General features: G+C 63.8%; 29 protein-coding genes. 14 read left to right on the top strand and 15 right to left on the bottom strand.

Translation table 11 applies throughout. The annotated features are described in order from the left end of the window. Nucleotides 1-24 precede the first annotated feature (24 nt). The gene (locus tag BAMB_RS31885) at nt 25-804 is read right to left on the bottom strand and encodes an SDR family oxidoreductase (protein WP_011661274.1); all 780 of its coding nucleotides are present in this window, start codon (nt 802-804) and stop codon (nt 25-27) included. After that, the gene (locus BAMB_RS31880; RefSeq protein ID WP_011661273.1) at nt 804-1,130 is read right to left on the bottom strand and encodes a nuclear transport factor 2 family protein; all 327 of its coding nucleotides are present in this window, start codon (nt 1,128-1,130) and stop codon (nt 804-806) included. Before BAMB_RS31880 ends, BAMB_RS31885 begins: the two co-directional genes overlap by 1 nt. A 91-nt stretch (nt 1,131-1,221) precedes the next feature. Between BAMB_RS31880 and BAMB_RS31875 the strand changes: the two genes are divergently transcribed. The 4 genes from BAMB_RS31875 (at nt 1,222) to BAMB_RS31860 (ending at nt 3,246) form a co-directional block, all read left to right on the top strand. Further along, nucleotides 1,222-1,587 (top strand): winged helix-turn-helix transcriptional regulator, encoded by a 366-nt coding sequence (locus BAMB_RS31875; protein ID WP_011661272.1) that lies wholly within the window; start codon nt 1,222-1,224, stop codon nt 1,585-1,587. A 165-nt stretch (nt 1,588-1,752) separates the two neighbouring features. Next, a complete protein-coding gene (locus BAMB_RS31870; protein ID WP_011661271.1) occupies nt 1,753-2,067 on the top strand; it encodes a hypothetical protein in 315 nt (104 codons plus the stop codon). Between the two features lie 561 nt (nt 2,068-2,628). Next, a complete protein-coding gene (locus BAMB_RS34740; protein WP_011661270.1) occupies nt 2,629-2,865 on the top strand; it encodes a hypothetical protein in 237 nt (78 codons plus the stop codon). Nucleotides 2,866-2,934: 69 nt separating this feature from the next. Next, nucleotides 2,935-3,246, top strand: a complete 312-nt coding sequence (locus BAMB_RS31860) for a hypothetical protein (protein ID WP_011661269.1) — start codon at nt 2,935-2,937, stop codon at nt 3,244-3,246. A 49-nt stretch (nt 3,247-3,295) separates the two neighbouring features. On the opposite strand, the gene BAMB_RS31855 is transcribed toward BAMB_RS31860, so the two are convergent. The 5 genes from BAMB_RS31855 to BAMB_RS34735 form a co-directional block, all read right to left on the bottom strand. Further along, nucleotides 3,296-3,511: a hypothetical protein gene (locus BAMB_RS31855; RefSeq protein ID WP_011661268.1), complete on the bottom strand. Its 216-nt coding sequence runs from the start codon at nt 3,509-3,511 to the stop codon at nt 3,296-3,298. A 176-nt stretch (nt 3,512-3,687) separates the two neighbouring features. After that, a complete protein-coding gene (locus BAMB_RS31850; protein ID WP_011661267.1) occupies nt 3,688-3,927 on the bottom strand; it encodes a hypothetical protein in 240 nt (79 codons plus the stop codon). Nucleotides 3,928-4,141: 214 nt separating this feature from the next. Further along, complete coding sequence (locus BAMB_RS31845; protein WP_012372434.1) at nt 4,142-4,384, bottom strand: hypothetical protein; 243 nt, start codon at nt 4,382-4,384, stop codon at nt 4,142-4,144. A gap of 145 nt (nt 4,385-4,529) precedes the next feature. Beyond that, nucleotides 4,530-4,766 carry a hypothetical protein gene (locus BAMB_RS31840; RefSeq protein ID WP_011661265.1) on the bottom strand — a complete coding sequence of 79 codons (237 nt, stop codon included), beginning with the start codon at nt 4,764-4,766 and terminating at the stop codon, nt 4,530-4,532. 236 nt (nt 4,767-5,002) lie between these two features. Next, entirely contained in the window at nt 5,003-5,191 is a 189-nt protein-coding gene (locus BAMB_RS34735; protein WP_227739247.1) for a hypothetical protein, read from the bottom strand. Nucleotides 5,192-5,389: 198 nt separating this feature from the next. On the opposite strand from BAMB_RS34735, the gene BAMB_RS31835 reads away from it, so the two are divergent. From BAMB_RS31835 to BAMB_RS31820, 4 genes are all read left to right on the top strand, one after another. Then, nucleotides 5,390-6,028, top strand: a complete 639-nt coding sequence (locus BAMB_RS31835; RefSeq protein ID WP_011661264.1) for a hypothetical protein — start codon at nt 5,390-5,392, stop codon at nt 6,026-6,028. 171 nt (nt 6,029-6,199) lie between these two features. Next, complete coding sequence (locus BAMB_RS31830; protein WP_006759515.1) at nt 6,200-6,517, top strand: co-chaperone GroES; 318 nt, start codon at nt 6,200-6,202, stop codon at nt 6,515-6,517. A gap of 77 nt (nt 6,518-6,594) precedes the next feature. Then, nucleotides 6,595-8,217 (top strand): chaperonin GroEL, encoded by a 1,623-nt coding sequence (gene groL, locus BAMB_RS31825; RefSeq protein WP_011661263.1) that lies wholly within the window; start codon nt 6,595-6,597, stop codon nt 8,215-8,217. Nucleotides 8,218-8,322: 105 nt separating this feature from the next. After that, a complete protein-coding gene (locus BAMB_RS31820; protein WP_011661262.1) occupies nt 8,323-8,577 on the top strand; it encodes a hypothetical protein in 255 nt (84 codons plus the stop codon). Nucleotides 8,578-8,613: 36 nt separating this feature from the next. Here BAMB_RS31820 and BAMB_RS31815 read toward each other — a convergent pair whose 3' ends face one another. From BAMB_RS31815 to BAMB_RS31800, 4 genes are all read right to left on the bottom strand, one after another. After that, on the bottom strand, nt 8,614-9,177 hold the full coding sequence (locus tag BAMB_RS31815) for an Hsp20/alpha crystallin family protein (RefSeq protein WP_011661261.1): 564 nt from the start codon (nt 9,175-9,177) through the stop codon (nt 8,614-8,616). Nucleotides 9,178-9,272: 95 nt separating this feature from the next. After that, nucleotides 9,273-9,680, bottom strand: coding sequence for an Hsp20/alpha crystallin family protein (locus BAMB_RS31810; RefSeq protein WP_011661260.1), 408 nt, complete (start codon nt 9,678-9,680; stop codon nt 9,273-9,275). A 15-nt stretch (nt 9,681-9,695) separates the two neighbouring features. Then, entirely contained in the window at nt 9,696-10,136 is a 441-nt protein-coding gene (locus tag BAMB_RS31805; protein ID WP_011661259.1) for an Hsp20/alpha crystallin family protein, read from the bottom strand. A 313-nt stretch (nt 10,137-10,449) separates the two neighbouring features. After that, a complete protein-coding gene (locus tag BAMB_RS31800) occupies nt 10,450-11,106 on the bottom strand; it encodes an HD domain-containing protein (protein ID WP_011661258.1) in 657 nt (218 codons plus the stop codon). 147 nt (nt 11,107-11,253) lie between these two features. On the opposite strand from BAMB_RS31800, the gene pdxR reads away from it, so the two are divergent. The 4 genes from pdxR to BAMB_RS36225 all read left to right on the top strand — a co-directional run bounded on the left by pdxR (nt 11,254) and on the right by BAMB_RS36225 (nt 14,175). Next, nucleotides 11,254-12,666: a MocR-like pyridoxine biosynthesis transcription factor PdxR gene (gene pdxR, locus BAMB_RS31795; RefSeq protein WP_011661257.1), complete on the top strand. Its 1,413-nt coding sequence runs from the start codon at nt 11,254-11,256 to the stop codon at nt 12,664-12,666. Between the two features lie 119 nt (nt 12,667-12,785). Further along, a complete protein-coding gene (locus BAMB_RS31790; RefSeq protein ID WP_011661256.1) occupies nt 12,786-13,202 on the top strand; it encodes a cupin domain-containing protein in 417 nt (138 codons plus the stop codon). Between the two features lie 25 nt (nt 13,203-13,227). Further along, nucleotides 13,228-13,683 carry a carboxymuconolactone decarboxylase family protein gene (locus BAMB_RS31785; RefSeq protein WP_011661255.1) on the top strand — a complete coding sequence of 152 codons (456 nt, stop codon included), beginning with the start codon at nt 13,228-13,230 and terminating at the stop codon, nt 13,681-13,683. Between the two features lie 48 nt (nt 13,684-13,731). Then, nucleotides 13,732-14,175, top strand: coding sequence for a hypothetical protein (locus tag BAMB_RS36225; protein ID WP_158380556.1), 444 nt, complete (start codon nt 13,732-13,734; stop codon nt 14,173-14,175). Between the two features lie 28 nt (nt 14,176-14,203). Here BAMB_RS36225 and BAMB_RS31775 read toward each other — a convergent pair whose 3' ends face one another. The 4 genes from BAMB_RS31775 to BAMB_RS31760 form a co-directional block, all read right to left on the bottom strand. Beyond that, complete coding sequence (locus BAMB_RS31775; protein WP_011661253.1) at nt 14,204-14,503, bottom strand: H-NS histone family protein; 300 nt, start codon at nt 14,501-14,503, stop codon at nt 14,204-14,206. Nucleotides 14,504-15,038: 535 nt separating this feature from the next. Beyond that, nucleotides 15,039-16,271, bottom strand: a complete 1,233-nt coding sequence (locus tag BAMB_RS31770; protein WP_011661252.1) for a S53 family peptidase — start codon at nt 16,269-16,271, stop codon at nt 15,039-15,041. Nucleotides 16,272-16,305: 34 nt separating this feature from the next. Then, nucleotides 16,306-18,426: a polysaccharide deacetylase family protein gene (locus BAMB_RS31765; RefSeq protein ID WP_011661251.1), complete on the bottom strand. Its 2,121-nt coding sequence runs from the start codon at nt 18,424-18,426 to the stop codon at nt 16,306-16,308. 622 nt (nt 18,427-19,048) lie between these two features. Then, nucleotides 19,049-20,011 carry a 2-hydroxyacid dehydrogenase gene (locus BAMB_RS31760; RefSeq protein ID WP_011661249.1) on the bottom strand — a complete coding sequence of 321 codons (963 nt, stop codon included), beginning with the start codon at nt 20,009-20,011 and terminating at the stop codon, nt 19,049-19,051. Nucleotides 20,012-20,325: 314 nt separating this feature from the next. On the opposite strand from BAMB_RS31760, the gene BAMB_RS31755 reads away from it, so the two are divergent. Continuing rightward, nucleotides 20,326-21,084: an SDR family oxidoreductase gene (locus BAMB_RS31755; RefSeq protein WP_011661248.1), complete on the top strand. Its 759-nt coding sequence runs from the start codon at nt 20,326-20,328 to the stop codon at nt 21,082-21,084. Between the two features lie 96 nt (nt 21,085-21,180). Further along, complete coding sequence (locus BAMB_RS31750; RefSeq protein WP_011661247.1) at nt 21,181-22,467, top strand: MFS transporter; 1,287 nt, start codon at nt 21,181-21,183, stop codon at nt 22,465-22,467.

Below are 22,467 nucleotides of genomic sequence, written 5' to 3'. Positions count from 1 at the left end.
TTGCCGCTTCATATTTCCGAATGCCTACGCAGTAGGAATCGTGCCCCCGTCTATCACATACTCCGTTCCGGTGATCGTGGCTGCGCGCGGAGAAGCCAGGAATGCAATGAGGTTCGCCACCTCGATGGGTTGCGACGGCCGCCCCAGCGGAATGCCGCCCAGTGAATTCATGATGATCGTTTTCCCACCCTCGTAGTCGGTGCCCGCCTGCAAGGCAAGCCGCTCGGCCAGCGCCACGGATGCCTCGGTTTCAACCCACCCGGGCGCCACCCTAACGACACGAATGCCCTTCGGTGAAACCTCTTTCGACAAGCTCTTGCTGTATGTCGAGAGCGCGGCCTTTGCCGCCGCATAGGCGGTGGTCGATTCCGGTAACGGAAGTTCGCGTTGGATCGAGGTGACGTGAATGACGACGCCGGCACCCTGTGCCAACATGCCGGGCAACAATGCACGATCCAGCCGGACGGCAGGAAGCAGATTGAGGTTCAATTCTTGCCCCCACTCGTCTTCACCCAATGCGGCGAACCCTCCACCAGGTGCCATCGAACCACCCGCGACGTGGACGATGATGTCCACGCCTCCAAAGTGGCCCGTGACGGCCCTTGCCACCGCATCGCAGCCGTCGACTGTCGTCAAGTCTGCTGCGACGAAGACGTCAGCCAACGTATCGGTCGGCTGTCCTCTGGCCGCGGTGAGTACTTTCGCGCCGAGTTCGTGGAACAGGCCGACGACGGCCTTTCCGATCCCCTTGGTGCCTGCCGTCACCAGGACGCGCTTGCCTTGCAATTCCAGGTTCATGGCCATCAACCGATCTCCAACGACTTGATCTTGTCGCCTTCAAGGCTGAACACATGATCGAGCTGGACAGGGCTGCCCGGGAAGTTGCCCACAACATTGGCCGTGACCGTCAGCCGATCGCCTTCCTGCGAAGCGCTGACAGGCTCCGCGGTGTACTCGTATTTCTTCCGCGCCTCCTGTCGCCACGACTCGATGGCACCATGGCCTCGGTGCGTCCGCCCTTCGTCAACGACGACCGCGTCCTGCGAGAAGACGCGGACGATGTGCGTAACGTCCTCGCCATTGGTGATCTTGAAGTAGGCAGAGACTGGACCGGGTAGTGAAAGGGACATGGTTGCGTTCTCGCAATAGTTGGCTGTACTAGTATTTTCGCCATAGACTATCTATTCAACAAGAACGCACCGGAAAGTAAGTTACTGCGCTATGGGAAAGATATACACACCCGCGACCGCCGCACTGGGGGTAGAGGAAGTTCTTCGACTGCTGGAAGGTCGATGGAAACTGATCATCCTTTTCCATTTGTTCGATGGAAAAGTACAACGCTACTCGGATCTCGAGAAGTTGATCCCCGGGATTTCTCAGAAGATGCTGGCCCAACAACTTCGGCAACTGGAATCCGATGGAATCGTGTCGCGAAAGCTGTATCCGCAAGTGCCGCCGAAAGTCGAGTACCGTCTAACGGATTGGGGGCAGGCTTTGTGTCCTGCTTTGGACGCGATGCTGAAATGGGCGGAAAAACGTGAAGCCATGGTGGCGACGCCTGCTCCGGACGAGAACACTGACGACTGATGATTGGGTTAGCCGGCAGAACGCTTCCGCGGCGGCGGCCCGCATCGTCAGAAATCGCCGCTGGTAGACTGACTCGCAGCGACCGCGGCCATCACACAACATGGTCGATTTTCGGCGGATCCTCGCGCAGCGTTAGAATAGCGCCCCTTCTCATGGGAGACGACAATGTCCTGGTTCATTTACGAAGTGCCCGAATACCACGAAGACGCCGCGCGCATCGAGCCCTTTAGCGACCTGCGTAGCCGTGTGCTGAAAGTCAGTGGCCCGGCCATGGCCGACGAACTGGAAAGCGTTCGCGAGAACGCCGCGGCGACAGCGGACACACCCGAGCGCCCGCTGCGTACTCCGGAAAATCCGCATGTCTTTCCGATTCCTTACGCGGACTCCATGATCCTGGTCGGATTCATCTTCGATCTGAAACGCGAATTCCGGCAACTGGTCGTGTCGCCCGTGGAAATGCCCTGGCTGAAAGACGCGTAAAAGGCGGTCGGAACGGTAGCCGACGGGAGCGTTGTGCTTGTTCCGTGCAGCACTTCGAATTCGAGCTTGTGCGTCGCTCAAGCATTGAACGCAGCGCCTTGCGGATGCCGATCTCGCGCCGGCCCCGCTCGCTGTCACGGCGCCCCCGCCGCGTACACCGTCTCCACGACGTCCCCCACGATCGCAATGATCGACACGAATCCGCCGACCGTCACGCACTCCGATTCCACGCAAACACGTCACGCCTCATCTCGATACCCGTCTAGCCCAATTTCCCGCCGAACGCCGCTTCACCGCGGCAAAAATAAGACCCGCGCGCGAAGTTGGATGCGCGTATGATGAATTTGCCCGAGTGCACGTAAGCGGCTTGACTGCTCACCCCGCCCCCGCCCCTCTCTCGCACGTGTCGTTGCCCCTTTCGCGTCACCCCGCCATGCGTCGGCGATCCGGAAAGAACGGGCTCATCCTCACGGTTCGTCGCCACGAGCGCCACCCGGTTCGTGACGAGTTTTCGCAGCTCAGCGAACAATAATTTCAAATCCCAAATGGAAGGTGGCAATCATGAGCTGGTACTGCGATGTGGAGCACGAGCTGGCCAATATCAGGCGATCGATCGGATTACTTGAAAAGACGCAACATGCGTTCGTCAACCGATCGTCCGTCAATGATCCCGCGTACTGGCGAGTCAAGCTCAACAAACTCCGCTTGCGATTCGAGCGAAACAAGGTCCTCGAACTCCAGATGGATGAGCTTTTTGCTCGCCTCCAGCGAATCCAGGATGCGAGCTTCCGCAAATAAGCGTTTGCCGAGCGCGTGCGGGCCCTCGACAGTCGCGGCATCCACCCTGTATGACCCGGGAGCAACATCATGCTTGACGCGAACCCGAACAGCACGTTTCGGCACCTGCCGCTCACACTCGAACAAGACGCGGAAATTCGCCACTACATCAAGCGGAAAAATCAAAAAGGCGAACCGTGGGACACGCCGGAGCTGGCGACGATGCTTCGGGACATGCTCGATCCGCCTCCGAACGACGACGAAGAGCCGGAGGCCGACATCGAAGAAACGAAATTGGCCTGCGAGTATGCATTGGCGTCGGTCGACGCAGCGATGGAATCCGTTTCCGCAAGCGAAGCGCGACAGGCAGTGATGGAAAGCGAGGAGATGAAGCGGCCGTGAATGTAGCGCGCCGCGATGGCCGAAGAAGCGGCGTTACCGTTCCCCAAGTTCAGCCAAATTGAGCGGCCAGCCATTCCTCGGCCCACTTCGTTGCATACGCAACTGCATCGTCACGCACATCGAAGCCGGCCAGGTCGCCGCTGGCGTGCACTTCTCTCTCGTCGCCGTCCTCCAGAATCGTGATGATCCTCACGTGCGCGATGAATTCTCCGTCAGCCCTGCGCGGCGTCGGATCGATTCGGAACCGCGTCGAATTGATGAGCATTTGCCACTCCTCCGTGGCCGGTTGCCGCGAGCCGTGCTGTCGCAGAAGCAGCGCGGAACGCGCGTCGGGCGTTGAGAATTGAACCGTATCCCGGCATGAAGGGGAGCACGTAGCCGACCGTCAACGCGAACGCGAGCCTCGTACCGGTTAATCAACCTCAACGAGCAAGCAGAAGTTCAGTGCGCCCATCGGTGACCACGACGTTCGATCGCCGCCACGACAACACTGATCACATGGCGGGCAACACTCGCGTCGGTCATCCCTGCGTCGAGGTATTGGCGAACCTTCATGCTCTGCGATTGACGGGAGCCGTTCTCGTTGTCCATCACGAAAACGTTGGCACTCCCGGCATCAGCCATCAGCACAACGTGAATCGTCTTGCCGCACGCAATCGCTTGCATATTCAGGGTCACCATGGACGAGCCCGGTTCGAGTCATTGGGATCTCAAGTATGCTCGTCAACATCCAGTCGTATTCGCCTATAAACCCCTCCTTTCCGGTCGTTTCATCGGCGATTCGTACCCTGTGAGCACATTTGGCTTATATGCACGACTGCATCGGCTCGATATCGTGGTTCGTGCGGACGTTCATGCATGGAACGCCTGGCGAGCCCCGTTTCCAACCGGCACGCTAGGTCCGTCGGACATACCGCTCCGACACGACCGAGCGCTGCTGGATCCATGCGACGGCAAGCTCCAGCGCTTCATTGCGCGCTTCCTGCGCATCGGCGAAGTCCCCATCGACGCCGAGCGTGCGTGTTTCGCCGGCGCGGTCGGTGACGATGGCCGATGCTGCATAGCGACCACCGCCGGTGGCGGTTACCACCGGCCGGACCTCGCAGCCGTGATACTCGATGACGTTGTCCGTTTGCATACGACACCTCCTGCAGTGCATCGCCTGAGCGCGGGCCACACGATGTCGGCTGTCGCTGCCGCAAGCCCGACGCGCGACGGAAAGCTTGTCGTTGAGATCGCGCAGTCAATCACGCAGCGCGTCCAGTAGCCGCCTCCCTGCTTCGTCAACCGCCGTTGTCAGTAGTCTGCCGGCTGCGGCGTGGTGTGTCGCTCGGGTGCAGCGCGTCGAGGAACGTTTTGCCCTTCTCGGTCAGGTAGGCGCGGCGTGCGCCTGCGGCGCAATGTTCGAGCATCACCAGTTGGCGCTCCAACAGTGCGTCGAGCTCGGCGCGATTCATATCGATCTGGTCCGGCGCCTGGCGAACCAGCATCAAGGTCGCAAATTCGTGCGGGCTGAGCATTTTGGTCTCCCATAAGACATCGTCCCAATGCAGGGGTACGGTGCAGAAAAGTGACGCGTCGTGCAGGCCGTATGGAACGGCGCCGCCGCCATGCGCCGCGGCGCGCTCACGCAAGGAAGCGCGCCGCCGAGCCGGTGTCATCGAGACAGCCGGTGCCGAGGGTGCGTGTCGCGTACGTTGGCGGCTTGCACACGTCGCTGATCGTCAGCGCCCCTGGTCAAGCGATCCATCGGTCGCTACACGGTCGAGCGCCGCCAGCGATCGCGGCGATCTCGACGCTGTCGTCGGTGCGGCCGATGTGGAGAAAAAAGTTCGTTGCGCATCGCGCGCGGGCGCGCGGGAAAGCCAGCAAGGACGCTGGCCATCTGCCGGTGCAGGCGGTCGAATTCGCCCAGCAGATTTGTGCTGAAGAAAAGATCGCTCATGACTGGCTCCTTGAAACCGGAGGCCTCTCACGAAGAACGAACCGGACCACGCGCTCCAGTTCGCCCGTCCGTGGAAAAGCTCCACCGACAAACAAATCGAAACACGCAGCGCTTATCGCGACTGCCTGAGCGATGCATAAAATAGCGCAAGCAACGGAAATTTCAAGAGGCCCTGCAACATGTCATCCGGGAGGCTTCATGGTCCTTTTCGATATGCTTCGGGAACAGATGGACAGCGTGCGCATGCCGCTCTTTGCCGTCACGGTCACGGCGGCCGCACAGGTCAATACCCCGCTCTTCGCGATACTCCACTGGCATGGATTCCGGCGCGCGACACCGCTCGCCCTGCCCGGCGTCGAGATTCCGCCGCGGCCGGTTCCGGGCTCGGCTTTCCAGATCGATGCACCCTGGCATAGCTTCGAGACCGTCGAAGCCATGCTGCTCGATGCCGCGTGGCAATCCGGCGCATGGGACGTGGAGCGCGTCGAGCGGCGCGGCTGCAACGTGATTGGCGCCAGCGCTGCCGAAGCGCTCGCGTGCCGTCAGGCGTTCGGCGACTATGGCGAGCACGCGGCCGACCCCTCGCAGCTTCTCGTTGACGAAACCGATCGCGACGAGCTGATGCAGCTTGCCGCGCGCAAAGGCTACGTGCGCTGGCTGTTCCGGCCCGTCAAGGGCGGCGTGTGGTGCACGCTCGACGAGCCGGACGACACGCTCGACGCCGATGGCGGACGCGAGCCGCCCTGTCCTGTGCCGCCTGTGCCGCGTCGTGCGAATGGGCGCGGCCGCACGGTTTACCGCCTCGGTGCGGTCCGCCGCATCCTGCTGCCGCGCTGAAACAATTTGTTACAAAGAGGCTTTTTCACGCCTCTTGAAGGGCGCGATGGGCGCCTCTATTTCGCTATCCGCCAGACAGTGGTGCGGCTGCCCGGCGGCGACTCTTACGTGTGAGGACGCCCGGCAACCGGATTCCTTTTTCGTGAACCTTCAATCGCTCAGGAGATGAGAATGCAGATTCGTCCCCTCTACGACCGGGTTATCGTCAAGCGAATCGAGACGCAGCGGACGACGGCCTCGGGCATCGTGATTCCCGACTCGGCCGCGGAAAAGCCCGAACAGGGTGAAGTCGTCGCGGTCGGCAGCGGCCGGCTGCTGCAGGATGGAACGCTGCGCGCGCTCCAGGTGAAAGTCGGTGACCAGGTTCTCTTCGGCAAATACGCAGGCCAGACCGTCAAGGTCGATGGCGACGAACTCCTCGTCATGCGTGAGGAAGACGTGATGGGCGTCCTCGAGTCCGATACCGGCGCGTCCCGCAAGGCCGCCTGAGATCCTGAGCCGGTCGCGAACGCCCGAAGGGCCGTTCGCGCCGCGTTGAGTCAACGACTACTATCCGGAGCAACAACATGAGTGCAAAAGACGTCAAATTCCATGACAGCGCCCGCGCCCGCATCGTCAAGGGCGTGAACGTGCTCGCCGATGCCGTGAAGGTGACGCTCGGGCCGAAAGGCCGCAACGTGGTGATCGAGCGCAGCTTCGGCGCGCCCACGATCACGAAGGACGGCGTGTCGGTCGCGAAGGAAATCGAGCTGAAGGACCGCTTCGAAAACATGGGCGCGCAGATCGTCAAGCAGGTCGCCTCGAAGACGGCCGATGTGGCCGGCGACGGCACGACCACGGCCACCGTGCTCGCGCAGGCGATCGTGCAGGAAGGCATGAAGCACGTGGCCGCCGGCATGAATCCGATGGACCTCAAGCGCGGCATCGACAAGGCCGTGGCCGCCGTGCTCGACGAGCTGCGCAAACTGTCGAAGCCGATTTCCACGAACCGCGAGATCGCGCAGGTGGGTTCGATCTCGGCGAACGCCGACGAGGCGATCGGCAAGATCATCGCCGACGCGATGGAGAAGGTCGGCAAGGAAGGCGTCATCACGGTCGAGGACGGCAAGTCGCTCGAGAACGAGCTGGACGTGGTCGAAGGGATGCAGTTCGACCGCGGCTACGTCAGCCCCTACTTCATCAACGATCCGGAAAAGCAGGCCGCGTATCTGGACGACGCGCTGATCCTGTTGCACGACAAAAAGATCTCGAACATCCGGGATCTGCTGCCGGTTCTCGAGGCGACCTCGAAGGCAGGCAAGCCGCTGCTGATCGTCGCGGAAGACATCGACGGCGAAGCGCTGGCCACGCTCGTGGTCAACGCGATGCGGGGCATCCTGAAGGTCGCGGCCGTCAAGGCGCCCGGTTTCGGCGACCGGCGCAAGGCCATGCTGGAGGACATCGCGATCCTCACCGGCGCGACCGTCATCTCGGAAGAAACCGGCAAGCAACTGCAGAAGGCGTCGCTCGAAGATCTCGGCAGTGCGAAACGCGTCGAGGTCCGCAAGGAAGACACGATCATCATCGACGGCGCGGGCGACCAGGAGCGCATCGAGGCGCGCGTGAAGTCGATCCGTACGCAGATCGACGAAACCACGAGCGACTACGATCGCGAGAAGCTGCAGGAACGCGTGGCGAAGCTCGCCGGCGGTGTGGCCGTCATCAAGGTGGGTGCTGCCACCGAAGTCGAGATGAAGGAGAAAAAGGACCGCGTCGACGATGCGCTGCACGCCACACGCGCGGCGGTCGAGGAAGGCATCGTGCCGGGCGGTGGCGTGGCGCTCCTGCGCGCGCGTTCGACGGCGACGAGCCTGAAAGGCGCCAACAGCGATCAGGACGCCGGCATCCAGATCGTGCTGCGCGCGCTCGAGGCACCGCTGCGCGTGATCGCGTCGAATGCCGGGGACGAGCCTTCGGTCGTCATCGCGAAGGTGCTCGAAGGCAAGGGCAACTTCGGCTACAACGCGGCCACCGGCGAGTATGGCGATCTGGTCGAGGCCGGCGTGGTCGATCCGACCAAGGTCACGCGTACGGCACTGCAGAACGCCGCATCGATTGCCGGGCTGATTCTGACGACGGATGCAACGGTTGCCGATGCACCGAAGGACGAAAAGCCTGCGCAGGCGCCCGCGCCGGAGCTCGAGTACTGACCTGCGGGTCTTGCACGCGCCGGCTGACAGTCGCGGCCGGCGCAATGCGTTCGGCGCCGCAAGTCGTTCCCGTCATGCGGCGCCGCTTTTTGTGGCGGAGCGACCATGAAACTGAAGCTGAACATCGATTCGAAACCGCTGGACGTCGATATCGACGACGTCGTGGCTGGACTGCTGGCGGTCCGCTTGAACCTGCCCGCCAACGCCGATCACCAGGACGCGATCACCCGTTATCTCAGCGAGAAGGGCGCGCCCTGGATACTCGACGAGGAACACATGCGCCGGCGCATCCTGCGCCGTCTGATTCTGGATATCGCCGATCCGGCACTCGTGATTCGTCATTTGATGGCGGACGAGTGAGCCGGGCGCGTCGGTTCCGACGCGCGGTGCGTTACATCAGCCGATATCGATCGTGCGGCTCGTGAATTTGGCCGGTTCCGATTTCGGCACGGTCAGCGTGAGGACGCCGTTGTCGAACTTTGCCAACGTGTGCTCGGGATCGGCGTTTTCCGGCATCGGGATCGTGCGCGTGAAGCTTCCATGCGCGCGCTCCAGCCGGTAGCAGCCGTTTTCCTCACTGTGCACGTCCTGCCTTTTCTCGCCGCGCAGCACGATTGCCCCATCCTCGACGCTCACCTTCAGATCGTCGCGCTCCATGCCGGGCAGTTCGGCGGTCACGCGCAGCACCGGCCCTTCGTCGACGACGTCGATGCGCGGCTGGAAGCGCGATGAACTGAAGTCGCCGAACCAGCGCTCGAGCGCGCCGCGGCCGGCAAACGGGTCATGAAAGAAGTCCTCCATCGCACCCCATGATTCGCGCGAGAACAGGCGCGAAATGTCAGGCCACGACGCGCGCCATTGCTCGCTGGCCGACGCGTTTTCCGCGCCTTCCGCATCGGACTTGCGGGCAGCGCCGCGAAGAAACTTGAAGGGGTTCCACTTTTTCGGATCGGTGTTCATGGCGTGCTCCAATTCAGCTTCAACTGGTTTGAGCCGCGGGCAGCGCAGCGGGTACCGAGCGAGGCACCCCGTGCTGCACCGCGGCAGCCGACGCATCAGCTGGTCTTGATTTCGATGCGTCGTGGACGCGCTTCGTCGCGGCGCGGGATCGTCAGCTTCAGCACGCCATCCTGGAGGCTCGCCTCGATCCTGGACGTGTCGAAGTCCGCCGACAGCGTGAACGTGCGCGCGAAATGCGGCTCACGGATCTCGGCATGCTGCACCCGCAGGTCTTGCGGCGTCGGCACCATTGCCTCGGCCTCGATCAGTAGACTGCTGTCGTGAACCTTGACGTCGAGCTTGTCCTTCGTGACGCCGGGCAAATCGGCCCACAGCGTGACGCCCTGGCTGTCCTCGTAGACGTCGACGGCCGGCACGAGTGTCATGCGGCGCACCGGCTGCTCGGTTCCGCGACGGGCGACGGCAGACGAATCCCGTTCCGCCAGCTGGGTAGTGTCTTTCATGATCGGCTCCTCGTATTACTGGACGGTGATGGCGCGCGGCCTGGACGATTCGCGCTTGCCGATGCTGATCGACAGACAGCCGTTTTCGTAGCGCGCCTGAACCTTGTCGGGATCAGCGGTTTCGGGCAGCTCGATGACGCGCCGGAACATCCCGCTAAAACGCTCCTGCGCATAGGTGCGCCGCTCGCTGTCCGTGTCGGGCTGCGACGATTTGCGCTCGCCGCTGATGGTCAAGAGCCCCTTGTCGATCGACACGTCGAACGCGCCGGCCTCGACGCCGGGCGCGAACGCGACGATCTCGATCGAATCGTCTGTCGCACCGATATTGACCTGCGGGAACGTGCCGAAACGGCTCGCGCGGATGCTGGACGGGAAACCGCCGAAGAGTTGCGCCATCTGCTGCTGCAGGCGGTCGAACTCGCTGAAGAGGTCGGTTCCGAAGTAGAGATCGCTCATGATCACATCCTCCTCGAGGCAGCATGGAGGCGAACGGGCCTACGCGCTCCAGTTCGCCTGCCACCTTGCTGGCAAACAAATCGAAACACGCAGCGCGCGGAGTGAAGCGGCCCGCGCGTCTGCCTGAGCGAAACTTAAGATAGGTATTCTGCGGAAAATTTCAAGGGGATGGAGGGCCGTTTTTTGCGCCCGAATTCTTGCGCCGGCGCCTGTGCGCGTCGGCGCCGACACACTTTCTTCCGACCATTATCCGTGCCAGATCTCAGCGGGCATTCGGTCGCACCGATGAGTCCGCACGCAAAGCGAAGAAACCTCAGCCCCAGCTCGAATTCAACATGACGCTGCACAGATCGACGCGGACGAATCCCGGATCCTTGTGCGCGAGGAAGTCGTCGTTGAAGGTGCCGAACGTCGTGCCCGGGCGATGCTTCATGCCGTCGTAGAACGCATCGATCATCTTGTTGGCAAAGTCGGCGCCGCGCGGATAGGCGTCGACCACCGCGGCGCGTTGTTCGTCGGTGAACTGCTCGAAGCCGCGCCCTGCCACGTCCATCCCCGCGCCCGCTTGTACCAGCGCGATTTCTCCATGCATGTGCTCCGGAATGCCGGGCGTCGTGTGGAGCGCCACCGCTGTCCACACCCTCTCGATGTCTGCCTCGCTGATGCGATGGCTTCGCAGGAAATCGCGCGCCGCATTGGCGCCGTCCACTTCGAAGCGAAGCTGGCTTTCGTGATAGATCGACGTCAACCCGATGTCATGAAACATGGCCGCCACGTAGAGCAACTCGCGATCGAACGCGATGTTGTTTCGTGCGCCGAGCAGCGCACCCCACAGGTAGACGCGAGTCGAGTGGTTGAACAGCAACTCGCCCTCGGTATCGCGAATGAGTTGCGTGACCTCGCGGGCCAGTTGGCTGTCCGGGATCACGGCGTTGATCGATCCATTCGTCTGCACGGTATCTTCCTTCATCTGTTCGCTCGATTTCGTGTGGCTCGCCTGCCCTATCGCGTAGGATTCGGGCCGGGACCGATTGGCTGCGGCCACGGAGAAAAGCTACGCTTCTCCCGGGGCATGCAACAGTCCCAAGATCGACACATTCGAATGCACCATCGACACATGACGACGCTTTCCATTGGCCTGGATCACTCCAGACGCACGTCGCTGTCCGCGCAGATCTACAGCGCGATTCGCGACGCGATCGAGTCCGGCAAGCTTGCTTCGGGCGCGCGGCTGCCTTCCTGGTCGGATCTGGCCGCCCAGCTCGGCGTATCGCGGGGCACCGTACGCGCCGCTTACGAGCGTCTGATCGACGAGCAATTCGCGATCGGCCTCGGCGCGGCCGGCACGCGGGTCGCAGAGCGTCCGGCCGTGCCGATCGCGGCCGGCTGGTCGCCGGAAGCGCCGCCCCTGCCGGATCTGTTCGACGCGTTCGGCGCGGCGCCTCGCGCGTTTCAAATGGGCGTGCCGTCACAGGACGCGTTTCCGTTCAAGCTGTGGTCGCGCATCCTGGCGCGTGCGGCGCGCCGGGCCTCCGCGGCGCCGGTCGGCTACCCGGATCCGCGCGGCGAACCGGACTTGCGCCGGGAAATCGCCGCCTATCTCGGTGTCGCCCGCGGTCTTCGTTGCAGTCCGTCGCAGGTCTTCGTCACGGCCGGTTTCTCAGGCGCACTGAGCCTCGCGATTCGCGGGCTCGGAATCGAAGGCCGGCAAGCATGGATCGAAGACCCCGGTTTTCCGCTCACGCGCACCGCGCTCGGGCTGGCTGGCATGACCGTGACGGCCGTGCCGGTGGACGCCGACGGCCTCGATGTGGAGGCAGGCATCCGGCAGGCGAAGGAAGCGGCGCTTGCCGTGGTCACGCCCGGCCAGCAGGCGCCGCTCGGGATGACGATGTCGCTCCCTCGGCGGATTGCACTGCTCGCCTGGGCCCGAGAAAACAATGCGTGGATCGTCGAAGACGACTACCTGAGCGAGCTGCAGCTGACCGGCCGGGCAGCGCCCGCGCTGGCGTCGATCGATCAGGACGGACGGGTTCTGCACGTCGGCAGTTTCAGCAAGACGATCAGCCCGGCGCTACGTCTTGGCTTTCTCGTGGTGCCGCCGGACATGACGCGCCGCTTCGGCGATATCGCGGCGTGCCTCGCGCCCGCGCCGGCGGCGTGCATCCAGCACGCCGTCACCGAGTTCATGCATGACGGGCACTATCTTCGCCATTTGCGTCGTATGAAACGTCTCTACGCATCGCACCGGGAGGCGCTGCTTAGTTGTCTGAAGGAACTGGGCTCGAACGCGATCCAAATCCGCGCCACTGCCGGCATGGCGGTGGTGACGACGCTGCCCGCGGAGGTGTCGGATGTCGATATCGCGTTGCGGGCACGCGCGTTCGGGCTGGCTCCGGTCCCGCTTTCGCCGTGGTACACGGGCACGTCGCGGCCACAGGGCCTGCTGCTCGGCGTGACGAACCTGACCGAACGCACGCTCGCCACCGACTGTTCCCGCCTGCTGGAGCTCGTTCACGCGGGCAACTGACCGGCCCGCAAGCGCATCGCCGCCCTTGCGTCTTGGTACAACGAAAATGTTCATTCCTGGTGCTTTCGGGTGTCCGCGTCCCACACCACAATGGGCGAACATCAACGAGCCAGACGACCATGAACATTCAGTCCTTTGCAGCTGCCGCCTGCACCAGCATCGCCTTGTGCATCGCGGTGCCGGCCGCGGCACACGGCGCGGGTGAAACCGTCACGCCGAACTTCCAGCATGCGATCCCCAACATTCCGGGCAAGTCGTTGACCGCCGTCGTCGTCGACTACGCACCGGGCGCCGCATCACCGGCGCACCGGCATGCAGGCTCGGCTTTCATCTATGCGTACGTCGTGTCGGGCGACATCGAGTCTCAGGTGAACGACGGCCCGAAGCGCGTCTATCACGCCGGAGAAAGCTTCTTCGAGGAGCCCGGCGCCGTTCATCGCGTGAGCCGCAATGCGAGCGAATCGCGGCCCGCCAGGTTGCTCGCGGTATTCGTCGCGGACAGCAACGACACGGTCCTGACCACCCCGGTCAAGTAAATCCCCTTCATCAAGGAGTTACGTCATGAGCAAGCGTCTCGATTACAACCAGATTGCGCCCGCGGGCGTGAAGGCCCTGGGCGGCGTGTATGGTTATGTCATGCAGAGCGGGTTGTCGCCGGTTCTCGTCGACCTCGTCTACCTTCGCGTGTCGCAGATCAATAACTGCGCGTACTGCCTCGACATGCATACGCGCGACCTGCTGAAGAAAGGCGTGAAGGTTGAAAAGCTGGCGCTGGTGCAGGCGTGGCGGGAAGCCGGGAATCTGTTCGACGAACGCGAGCGTGCCGCGCTGGCATGGGCCGAGTCGGTCACGCTGGTCGCGGCTACCGGCGTACCGGACGACGCCTACGAGGCGGCGCGCGCCGTATTCGATGAACGCGAGATCGTCGACCTCACGATTGCAGTCAGCCTGATGAACACCTACAACCGTATGGCGATCAGCTTCCGCAATACGCCGCAGGCCGTGCTGGAGCAGTGATGTTGGCCGCAATGTGAAGGCCCACAGCCGATAGTCGATAGTCGCAGGATGCCCGTCATCCTGTCGCGCTCTCTACAACAACGACAATTGGCCCGACGCGGTTGCGCGAGCGTCGTGTTCGCTTTCCTGTGCCGGTGGGCCCGGGCGGTCCGCGGACGGCATGTTTCCATTGCGCGCCGCATTCCCACCGCCCGGCTGATACTTGCGCGCCCACGCGATGCCAAGCACATCGGACGAGAACACAACACCCGGCGCAATCTGAACAAGCTCGCTCATTTGCGGCGCTTCCTAGGCGGACTGAATGTCGAAGTGAGCAGCGGCATAGCGCGCACTGCAACTCCACACTTCAGCGGCATTCCGGGTGAAGGTGGCCCATCCATTCTCGACGATCAACTCGGCGTCCGGAAATACGTCGCCGTGTCCCATCGCCCTGGCCGCAAAGATCGTCCGCTCGCGGCACGTCGCCCGGTATTTTCCATCGGGGAGTGTTGACGGCATCTGACTCAACCGTCGACTCCCTTCACTGCTCGATCAAAAACCGGTCACGGTTCTTTGCGCCTGCAATCCAATGCGGTGGCTTGCCGCGCCCGCTCCACGTCGCGCCCGTTTTCGGATCGCGATACTTCGGTGCGACCGGCGCGCGGGTGGCGCCCGACGAAGCGGCACGACGTCGCCCGAAAAGCTGGTCGGGCGTGATGCCATATTCGGCAATCTGCTCACGCATCGTCGCGATAAGGCTTTCCAGTTCGGCGAGCCGCGCTGCTTCCGCTTTCTGTGCCAGCGCTTCTGCCTGTGCTTTGAGTTCGAGGTAGGTAGCCATGGATATGAAAGGATTCCTTGAAATGTGGGAAGTGGCTCAACAGCCCTTTATGTCGTCGCGAAAGGCCGTCGACTACACCATCGGCATTATATTCGCGACATTGACGACATTGACGACAATCGATAGCGATCGATTTCCGCAGTATGCCCTATCGTCTTTATATAAATCAAACTGAAAACCGGAAGCGGCGTCGTAGTTTTATAGGAATATCCGCTTTCGCGCCGCGCAAGCGATCGGGTCGCGGTGTCCACGGCCGGAGATTTGCGATGACTGCGACGGAACGGATTACGATGACGACGCGTGAATTGGGCCGGTTCTAGGTCATTCAGCGGCGGATGGGAGACGCAAGCCGTGGCGTGCAACGCAACGGCTTGAATTGACCATGCGGCAAGCTCGCCGGCTGATGGGCCGGCTGCCGGAATGCGGAGTTCAAGATTTCGTATCGGGACAGTGTGCACACCCAATGACTGCCCCAAGCCGAGAAGCCGGGAAGCCGCTTATTCGCGCGATCGTGCGTTCGTCGCGCACGTCCGCATCAAGGTGCGGCGATCAGCGCCTGGACCAGATTGGCGGCCATCGGCCGCCCGAGGCCGGTCACGTAGTCGTATCCGGCCGTCGCGGTGCAAAGCGTGCCGCACGCGCCGTTCGAGCCGCTGACAATGTCGCGGAAGTTCGTCGCGGAGGCGCTCGACGCAAGCCCGTACAGCACGGTGTGGATCGCCCCCACCGCGTTCAACGTCGTCTTGCCGCGCGCGACGCGCACGCTGTTCGCAATCGAGATCAACGCGGACCATTGCGGCGCACCCGCACTCGTGCCGCCGACGACGAACCAGCCGTGCTGCCCCGCGTAGCCGTACGAATCGTAGACCGCGAAGCCGGACGCCGGGTCGGCGTGATAGGCGACATCGGGCACGCCGCGCAGCCCGAGGCTATCCGACGGTATCCCGAGGTTCGACTGATACGTCGGCTCCGGCTCGATGGCGCTCTGTCCGCCGCCGCTGCCCGCCCACGCCGTTTCGCCCGCATAGGCGCCGCTCGCATCGGTCGCGATCGACGTACCGCCGACGCTCAGCACATACGGCGACGCGGCCGGGTAGTCGATCCCATTGCCGCCGTCACCGGACCCGGCGACGAACGACACGCCGTTCGCGCTGGCGAACTGTCCATCGAATTGCGTTTCGGCCAGGAATTCGGGGCTGCCCCAGCTGATCGACACGACCTTCGCGCCGGGGCCGGCGGGAGCCGGCGTCGTCGCGAGCGCGATCGCGCTCATCAGGTCGTCGAGCGAACTCGATGCGGCTTCGACCAGCACGATCCGCGCATTCGGTGCGATCGCGTGCGCCCACTGCACGTCGAGCGAGCTCTCCAGCGCCCACAGCGCGTCGGGTGGCGGCGGACGCTTGTCCGGGGTCGCGTAGATCTTCGTGAAGCAGTGCGGGGACGCGCACGGCGGCAGGCCGAACGTGCTGCTGAACGATCGCAGGTCCGCTTCGACGTTCGGGTTGTCGTACGCATCGACGATCGCGATGACCTGATCGTCGCCGCCGTAGCCGCGCGCCGGCAATTGATCGAACCCGTAGAAACTCCGGATCCGCTGCGGCGACAGCCCGACCGGGTTCCGTTTCGCGGGCCCGTGCAGATGGAGCGGCGGCCGCGCGAACGCGTGCGGGGCCCGCGGCGCGTGCTGTGCGAACGACACGCCGAATGTGAGCGCGACGCTCGCCGAGACGAGCGTGCGCAGCGCACGCATGAACGAAGCTCGTTTCATGGTGTTTCCCGGTTGGCAAGCAAGCCGACGTGCGTCAATGCGCCTTCGCGCTCGTGAACGACAGCGACTTGCCCGTGCCCGCGATGACCATCCAGTTGTTCGGATCGGTGATCACGACCGTCGCGCTGCCGCTTTGCACGCTCGGCATCTGATAGGTGCTCTTCGGCAGCAGCCAGGTCATGTCCTGTAGGCTCGTCGGATGCGTCGCGCTGAACGTCCAGCCGGTGCCGGTATCGGTCGCCGTCCAGTTCACCAGCAGACGGCGCCGGTCGAACTGCGTGAGCTGGTCCATCGTGAACCACTTGAACTGGCCGGTCGCCGCGAGCGATGCTGCATAGCCGAGTATCGTCGTGACGACGTTCGGATACCACGACGCGCCCAGCGGGTGCATGTAGATCAGCCGGCTCGTGCGGTTCGCGACGACGAAATCCATCAGCGACTGATACCAGTTCTGCACGTCTGTCGTCGGCACCGCGAACTCCTGGAACTCTTCGAACGTCGCATACTTGCCGAACGGCATCACCGGAAACGCCCAGACGCCCGGGTTCAGCAGCGACCCGTTGCGATACGCGCGCGTTTGCGCATTGCCGGTATGGCCGGTGAAGTAGTAGCCCGAATAGCCGTTCGCTTCGAGCCAGTTCACTACCCACGTCGGCGTGTTGCCTTCCGGCGCTGCCCATTCGACGTCCGGCTTTCCGGTGACCGACTGGACCGCATTGTGGTTCAGCACCAGATATTGCGTGAACGTGCTCGCGTTCGTTTCGCTGGCGTTCGCCCCCCAGTAGTCGTGCGCCCAGCCGCCGTGGCTGCCGATCTTGTGCCCGCGCTTGAGCAGGAACGACATCAGTTGCTTCGCCGGCGTGTTGTTCTTCAGGTTGATCCCGAGACCGTCGCCGATCGTCACGTCGTCCGGGCCGGCCGTCACGACGATCGAGTACGGGCCGCTGTTCCAGACACCGTAATTCTTCAGGTACTGCGCCGGCTGGATCTGGTCCGCCGCACAGAAGTGCCAGTTCAGCACCATCCCGGCCTGGGCGCGCGGCTGCAGCGACAGGTGCGGCATCGGCACGATGTTCGTCGTGAAGTAACGCAGGAAGCCGTGGATCGGCATGCTGTCGGTTTGTCCGTCGAGATAGGCGAGCGGCAGGTTGACGAACATCACGCCGCCGTTTCCGTACGGCTGATAGCCGGCGACGAGACCGAAGTTCGGTGAAGTCAGCAGCGTCGTGCCGGTATACGTGCCTTGCGTGACGTAGCTCGGATAGGTGAGGAAGCCGTATACGTAGCCGGAAATTCCTTCGAGCACGTCCGTCGTCACGGTGGGCGACGCGGTCACGAGCGACGTCGCGCCATTCACCGCCGGCAGCTTCGACGAGGTTGGCGAATACGATCCGGATTTGACCTTGCCACCCTTCCACACGCGCCCGAGATTCAGCGGCACACCGGTCATGCGGCCGTTATTCATCTTGTATGTGAAGTACGCCTGATGGTTGTAACCGGCCAGCCCGCCCGCGTTCGACGGGCTCGGCTGCAGGAAGAGCTGCTGATCCGTCGTCGAGCCGGTCGAAGCAATCGACGCGGTGGCGGCCAACGCCGTTGCGGCGGTCGTCGAGCCGGACCATGCCATGGACTTCCCGGGCGGAACCTGCAGCGCGCGCAGCGTGCTGCCCATCCCTGTCACCGGGCCGAGGCCGATCATGCTGCCGCCGAGCGTGTCGTAGAGCACGTAGTTGACACCGGCCATCGAGCTGAAGCGCGATTGCCCGGGCGGATAGAAGCCCGTCGCGTTCAGTACGCCGAAATCATAGACGAGCATCACGCGGCCACCGTTCAACGCATAGTTCTGGATGGCGGTCACGAGGGTATCGTCGGCGACCGTATGCACCTGGTCCGGGAGGATGAGCCCCTGGTACTGCTGCAGCGACGTGCCGCCCTGCTTGAATTGCGTGTCGCTGATGAGCGAGATCTGCAGCCCTTCCTCCGACGCGGAATCGAGCCACGCGGACACACGCGGGTCGGGCAGCGTGAAGTTGTCCGGCAGCAGCAACAGCAACTGGTTCGACAGCGCGTTTGCCCGTCCGGGCGCGAACGTCATCACGCAAACGGTGAAGACGATCAGAAAGGCTCGTAGGGTGCGAATTGAGTTGGCCAACATTATGCTCTCCCGGCGGAGGTGTGATGACTGCCGATGTCCAGCACGCTGCTGCCGGCGCGTTCCGCACATCGCGTACGTGCGGCCGGCGTTTGCCGTGTGGCGCCATCGGCTGGCGGCGAGCGAATGTGCCGCGTTTCGAACGCGTCACCGGCGGCGCATGCGCATCGATTCGTCGGACGATCACGAATGCGCGGCGACCCTCGTTCCCACCACAACCGGTGAAGCTAACAATGTGCCAGTCTCGCCATCGCTCTGCCGGGACAGCGGGCGGCCGTGCGAAGCACCGCGCACGGGAAAAATCGCGCAAAAAACGTTACAGCGTCGATACGGCGTACCGGATCGCGCAATGGAACGAAGCCGGCGGGAAGCGTCGCGATGGACGATGCGATCCGTTGGTGCGGCGTCGCACGGACGCGCGTCGCGCGCCGCGGCCCCGTGAGATCGCTAGCGGCATGGGCCGGACATTGGCGGGGGGGCGCCAGGACATCGACGGAAAATGATTCTGACGTGTAACGCCGTGCTGACAGCCGGGTGCCTCCGGTCATCGGAAGCCCCGACACTGCGTCATGCCAGCGGCAGGGATGCGCCCCGCGAGCTGCACCCCACCCCCTCGCGTTCCCCGTCAAACCGCGTTCGGCGCCGCCCTTCCGTCAAGCACCGCGGCGACGTTATCGAGCGCGGTAAAACCCATCTGGTCACGCGTCTCGATCGTCGCGCTGGCCATGTGCGGCGACAGAAACACGTTATCGAGCGCGGCGAAACGCGGATCGATATCGGGCTCGTTCCGATAGACGTCCAGCCCCGCGCCGAACAACCGACGCGACGTCAACGCGTCGTAAAGCGCATCCTCATCGACGAGACTCCCGCGCGCCGCGTTGACGAACACCGCACCGTCGCGCATCAGGCCGAACGCGCGGCGCGTCATCAACGGCGTGCCGCCGCCCGGCACGTGCAGCGTGACGATGTCGCACTGCGGCAGCAGCGTGTCGAGATCCGCGCAATAGCGGGCGCCCGCCTCGACCTCGGGCGGCGCCGGCTGCCTGTCGGTATAGACGATCTTCATCCCGAAGCCGCGTGCGCGCTGCGCGACCGCGCGGCCGATCCGGCCGAAGCCGACGATCCCGAGCGTCTTGCCGTTCACGCGCGTGCCGAGCATGTCGGTCATGCCGAACGACTTGCCCCACCCCGCGCGCACGATGCGCTCGTACTCCGATGCACGCCGGCACGCGGCCAGCATCAGCAGCATCGTGAAATCGGCCGTGCAGTCGGTCAGCGCGTCGGGCGCATTGCTGACCACGATCCCGCGCTCGCGCGCGGCGGCCACATCCAGGTGGTCGTAGCCGGCGCTCGCGTTCGCGATGATCTTCACGCTCGGCGGCAATGCCGCGATGTGCTCGGCCTGCAGCCCCGATTTCTTGCCTATCAGCACCGCCGGCGTCGCGTAGCGATTGCAGAACTCGACGACGGACGGCGCATCCATGTCGGCGTCCGTCACGTACGCATGGAATTCGGCTTCGGCGCGTGCGGCCACGGCGGCGGGGACCCGTCGCGCTACCAGCAGGCGGGGGGAATTGTTGTCAGGCATGGTCTCGTCCTTGGGTCGGAAAACGGAGCACAGCCTACGAAGCGCGCTCGGCGCGGGTCAATATTGATTGATTCAATCAACGTGTCCGCGCGGCATCGCACTGCCGGCTTCCCCGGCCGGTTCCGGTTGCGGCGCATCATGCGCATCCCCCATCGCGGGCCCGTGCACGACGTGCCCGCGAACTCAGGAAAACCCTGACGCAGCCCCGTCGCGACGGGGCACTTGATATTGATTGAAAGAATCAAGATTGCTGGGCAATCGCCGCCGCGCAATGCTTTTTGCATGTTCAACGGACGGAAGACGAGGTCGTGAAAATGCAGGCACGGAAAAAAATCGCGGCAGTGACGGGCGCCGGCACGGGAATCGGCCACGCAGCGGCCGTCGCGCTGGCGCGAGCCGGATTCGGCGTGGCGTTGCTCGGCAGGCGCATCGAGCCGCTGCTCGCGACGAAGGAGCTCATCGAGCAGGCGGGCGGGATTGCCGCGGCGATTCCGACCGACGTCGCCGACGAGGCGTCGGTCGACGCAAGCTTCGCGCGGATCGAACGCGAGTTCGGACACCTCGACGTGCTGTTCAACAACGCCGGCCGCAATGCCGGCGCCGTGCCGCTCGACGACTACTCGCTCGAATTCTGGAACGACGTGGTCGCGACCAACGTGACGGGCGTCTTCCTGTGCGCGCGCGCCGCGTGGCGCCAGATGAAGCGCCAGACTCCGCAAGGCGGCCGCATCATCAACAACGGTTCGATCTCGGCGCACTCGCCGCGCCCGAACACGATCGCGTACACGGCCACCAAGCATGCCGTCCTCGGCATCACCCGCTCGCTCGCGCTCGATGGCCGGCCGTTCAACATCGCGTGCGGCCAGATCGACATCGGCAACGCCGCCACGTCGCTGACCGAGCGCATGAACAGCGGCGTGCTGCAGGCCGACGGTCGCGTCGCACCGGAGCCGCGCGTCGACGTCGCGCACGTCGCGGACGCCATCGTGCAGATGGCGAGCCTGCCGCTGGAAGCCAACATTCTGAACATGACGATCATGGCAAGCGCGATGCCCTACGTCGGGCGCGGCTGACCCGACGATCGCCGGCGCGCATGACGACAACGCGTCGGCCCACCCATCAGGAGACAGGAGACAACCTTGAAAACCGCAGAAGAACAGGTTTCGGTCATGCGCGAGTTCGGCTCGCACGCGGACGTCGCCAGGAGATCGCGAGTGCGCTACGGCGTGCTGTCGATGCTGCTGGTGGCGACCATCCTCAACTACGTCGACCGCTCGGCGCTCGGCATCGTCGCACCGGCGCTGTCGAAGGATCTCGCCCTCACCCGCGTGCAGATGGGCGAGCTGTTCGCCGTGTTCGGCCTCGCCTATTCGATCGCGCTGGTGCCGGCGGGCGTGCTCGCCGACATGCTCGGCTCGCGCGTCGCCTATGCGCTGTCGCTGGTCGGCTGGTCGCTGGCGACGCTGACGCAGGGGCTCGCGCACGGCTATCACATGCTGCTCGGCTCGCGGCTGGCGATGGGCGCGCTGGAAGCGCCGGCCTTCCCGTCGAACGCCCGCGCGGTGACGATGTGGTTCCCGGTCCAGGAGCGCGGCTTCGCGACGAGCGTCTACGTGATGGGTCAGTACATCGGCACGCCGCTCTTCGCCGGGCTGCTGTTGTGGATCTCGTCGGCGTTCGGCTGGCGCGCGGTGTTCTTCGCGACGGGCGGCTTCGGCATCCTGTTCAGCCTCGTCTGGTACCGGCTTTATCGCGATCCGTCGCGGCATCGCAGCGTCAACGCGGCCGAGCTGCAGTACATCACCGAAGGGCGCCCTGTCGTGACCGCACGCGAGCGCTTCGACTGGCGCATGGCGCTGCGCCTGCTCGGCTACCGGCAGATCCTCGCGATCTGTCTCGGCAAGTTCTGCAACAACACGCTGCTGGTGTTCTTCACGACCTGGTTCATGACCTACCTGGTCGAGGAACGGCACATGTCGATGATCAAGGTCGGCTTCTTTCAGGCGATGCCGTTCATTGGTGCAACGTTGGGAATCCTGATCGCCGGCTACTTGTCCGATCTTTGCATCCGGCGCGGCGTGTCGATGTCGTCGTCGCGCAAGGCGCCGCTCGTGATCGGCACCTTCCTCGGCGCGTCGATCGTGCTGGTCAACTTCGTGCACTCGAACGCGCTGGTGATCGCGATCCTGACCGTCGCGTTCTTCGCGCAGGGGATCGGCTCGATGTCCTGGGCCGCCGTATCCGAGATCGCGCCGAGACGCTATGTCGGGCTCACCAGCAGCATCACGAGCCTCGCGGCCAATATCGCGGCGGTCACCACGCCGCTGATGATCGGCTACGTGACCCAGCACACCGGCAACTTCTTCTGGGCGCTGAACCTGATGGGCGCGATCTGCCTCGTCGGCACGCTGTCGTACTCCGTGCTGCTCGGCAAGCTGTCGCGCATCGAGCTGTGA

Source organism: Burkholderia ambifaria AMMD (assembly GCF_000203915.1).
Taxonomy (GTDB): domain Bacteria; phylum Pseudomonadota; class Gammaproteobacteria; order Burkholderiales; family Burkholderiaceae; genus Burkholderia; species Burkholderia ambifaria.
The sequence above is the reverse complement of the archived record's forward strand: the minus strand, read 5'-3'. Positions and strand labels throughout refer to the sequence as shown.

Excerpts from the sequence above, each read along its gene's own strand:
- BAMB_RS31885 (WP_011661274.1), bottom strand. The coding sequence starts at position 804 with ATGGCCATGAACCTGGAATTGCAAGGCAAGCGCGTCCTGGTGACGGCA.
- BAMB_RS31880 (WP_011661273.1), bottom strand. The coding sequence starts at position 1,130 with ATGTCCCTTTCACTACCCGGTCCAGTCTCTGCCTACTTCAAGATCACC.
- BAMB_RS31875 (WP_011661272.1), top strand. The coding sequence starts at position 1,222 with ATGGGAAAGATATACACACCCGCGACCGCCGCACTGGGGGTAGAGGAA.
- BAMB_RS31870 (WP_011661271.1), top strand. The coding sequence starts at position 1,753 with ATGTCCTGGTTCATTTACGAAGTGCCCGAATACCACGAAGACGCCGCG.
- BAMB_RS34740 (WP_011661270.1), top strand. The coding sequence starts at position 2,629 with ATGAGCTGGTACTGCGATGTGGAGCACGAGCTGGCCAATATCAGGCGA.
- BAMB_RS31860 (WP_011661269.1), top strand. The coding sequence starts at position 2,935 with ATGCTTGACGCGAACCCGAACAGCACGTTTCGGCACCTGCCGCTCACA.
- BAMB_RS31855 (WP_011661268.1), bottom strand. The coding sequence starts at position 3,511 with ATGCTCATCAATTCGACGCGGTTCCGAATCGATCCGACGCCGCGCAGG.
- BAMB_RS31850 (WP_011661267.1), bottom strand. The coding sequence starts at position 3,927 with ATGGTGACCCTGAATATGCAAGCGATTGCGTGCGGCAAGACGATTCAC.
- BAMB_RS31845 (WP_012372434.1), bottom strand. The coding sequence starts at position 4,384 with ATGCAAACGGACAACGTCATCGAGTATCACGGCTGCGAGGTCCGGCCG.
- BAMB_RS31840 (WP_011661265.1), bottom strand. The coding sequence starts at position 4,766 with ATGCTCAGCCCGCACGAATTTGCGACCTTGATGCTGGTTCGCCAGGCG.
- BAMB_RS34735 (WP_227739247.1), bottom strand. The coding sequence starts at position 5,191 with ATGAGCGATCTTTTCTTCAGCACAAATCTGCTGGGCGAATTCGACCGC.
- BAMB_RS31835 (WP_011661264.1), top strand. The coding sequence starts at position 5,390 with ATGGTCCTTTTCGATATGCTTCGGGAACAGATGGACAGCGTGCGCATG.
- BAMB_RS31830 (WP_006759515.1), top strand. The coding sequence starts at position 6,200 with ATGCAGATTCGTCCCCTCTACGACCGGGTTATCGTCAAGCGAATCGAG.
- groL (WP_011661263.1), top strand. The coding sequence starts at position 6,595 with ATGAGTGCAAAAGACGTCAAATTCCATGACAGCGCCCGCGCCCGCATC.
- BAMB_RS31820 (WP_011661262.1), top strand. The coding sequence starts at position 8,323 with ATGAAACTGAAGCTGAACATCGATTCGAAACCGCTGGACGTCGATATC.
- BAMB_RS31815 (WP_011661261.1), bottom strand. The coding sequence starts at position 9,177 with ATGAACACCGATCCGAAAAAGTGGAACCCCTTCAAGTTTCTTCGCGGC.
- BAMB_RS31810 (WP_011661260.1), bottom strand. The coding sequence starts at position 9,680 with ATGAAAGACACTACCCAGCTGGCGGAACGGGATTCGTCTGCCGTCGCC.
- BAMB_RS31805 (WP_011661259.1), bottom strand. The coding sequence starts at position 10,136 with ATGAGCGATCTCTACTTCGGAACCGACCTCTTCAGCGAGTTCGACCGC.
- BAMB_RS31800 (WP_011661258.1), bottom strand. The coding sequence starts at position 11,106 with ATGAAGGAAGATACCGTGCAGACGAATGGATCGATCAACGCCGTGATC.
- pdxR (WP_011661257.1), top strand. The coding sequence starts at position 11,254 with ATGACGACGCTTTCCATTGGCCTGGATCACTCCAGACGCACGTCGCTG.
- BAMB_RS31790 (WP_011661256.1), top strand. The coding sequence starts at position 12,786 with ATGAACATTCAGTCCTTTGCAGCTGCCGCCTGCACCAGCATCGCCTTG.
- BAMB_RS31785 (WP_011661255.1), top strand. The coding sequence starts at position 13,228 with ATGAGCAAGCGTCTCGATTACAACCAGATTGCGCCCGCGGGCGTGAAG.
- BAMB_RS36225 (WP_158380556.1), top strand. The coding sequence starts at position 13,732 with ATGCCCGTCATCCTGTCGCGCTCTCTACAACAACGACAATTGGCCCGA.
- BAMB_RS31775 (WP_011661253.1), bottom strand. The coding sequence starts at position 14,503 with ATGGCTACCTACCTCGAACTCAAAGCACAGGCAGAAGCGCTGGCACAG.
- BAMB_RS31770 (WP_011661252.1), bottom strand. The coding sequence starts at position 16,271 with ATGAAACGAGCTTCGTTCATGCGTGCGCTGCGCACGCTCGTCTCGGCG.
- BAMB_RS31765 (WP_011661251.1), bottom strand. The coding sequence starts at position 18,426 with ATGTTGGCCAACTCAATTCGCACCCTACGAGCCTTTCTGATCGTCTTC.
- BAMB_RS31760 (WP_011661249.1), bottom strand. The coding sequence starts at position 20,011 with ATGCCTGACAACAATTCCCCCCGCCTGCTGGTAGCGCGACGGGTCCCC.
- BAMB_RS31755 (WP_011661248.1), top strand. The coding sequence starts at position 20,326 with ATGCAGGCACGGAAAAAAATCGCGGCAGTGACGGGCGCCGGCACGGGA.
- BAMB_RS31750 (WP_011661247.1), top strand. The coding sequence starts at position 21,181 with ATGCGCGAGTTCGGCTCGCACGCGGACGTCGCCAGGAGATCGCGAGTG.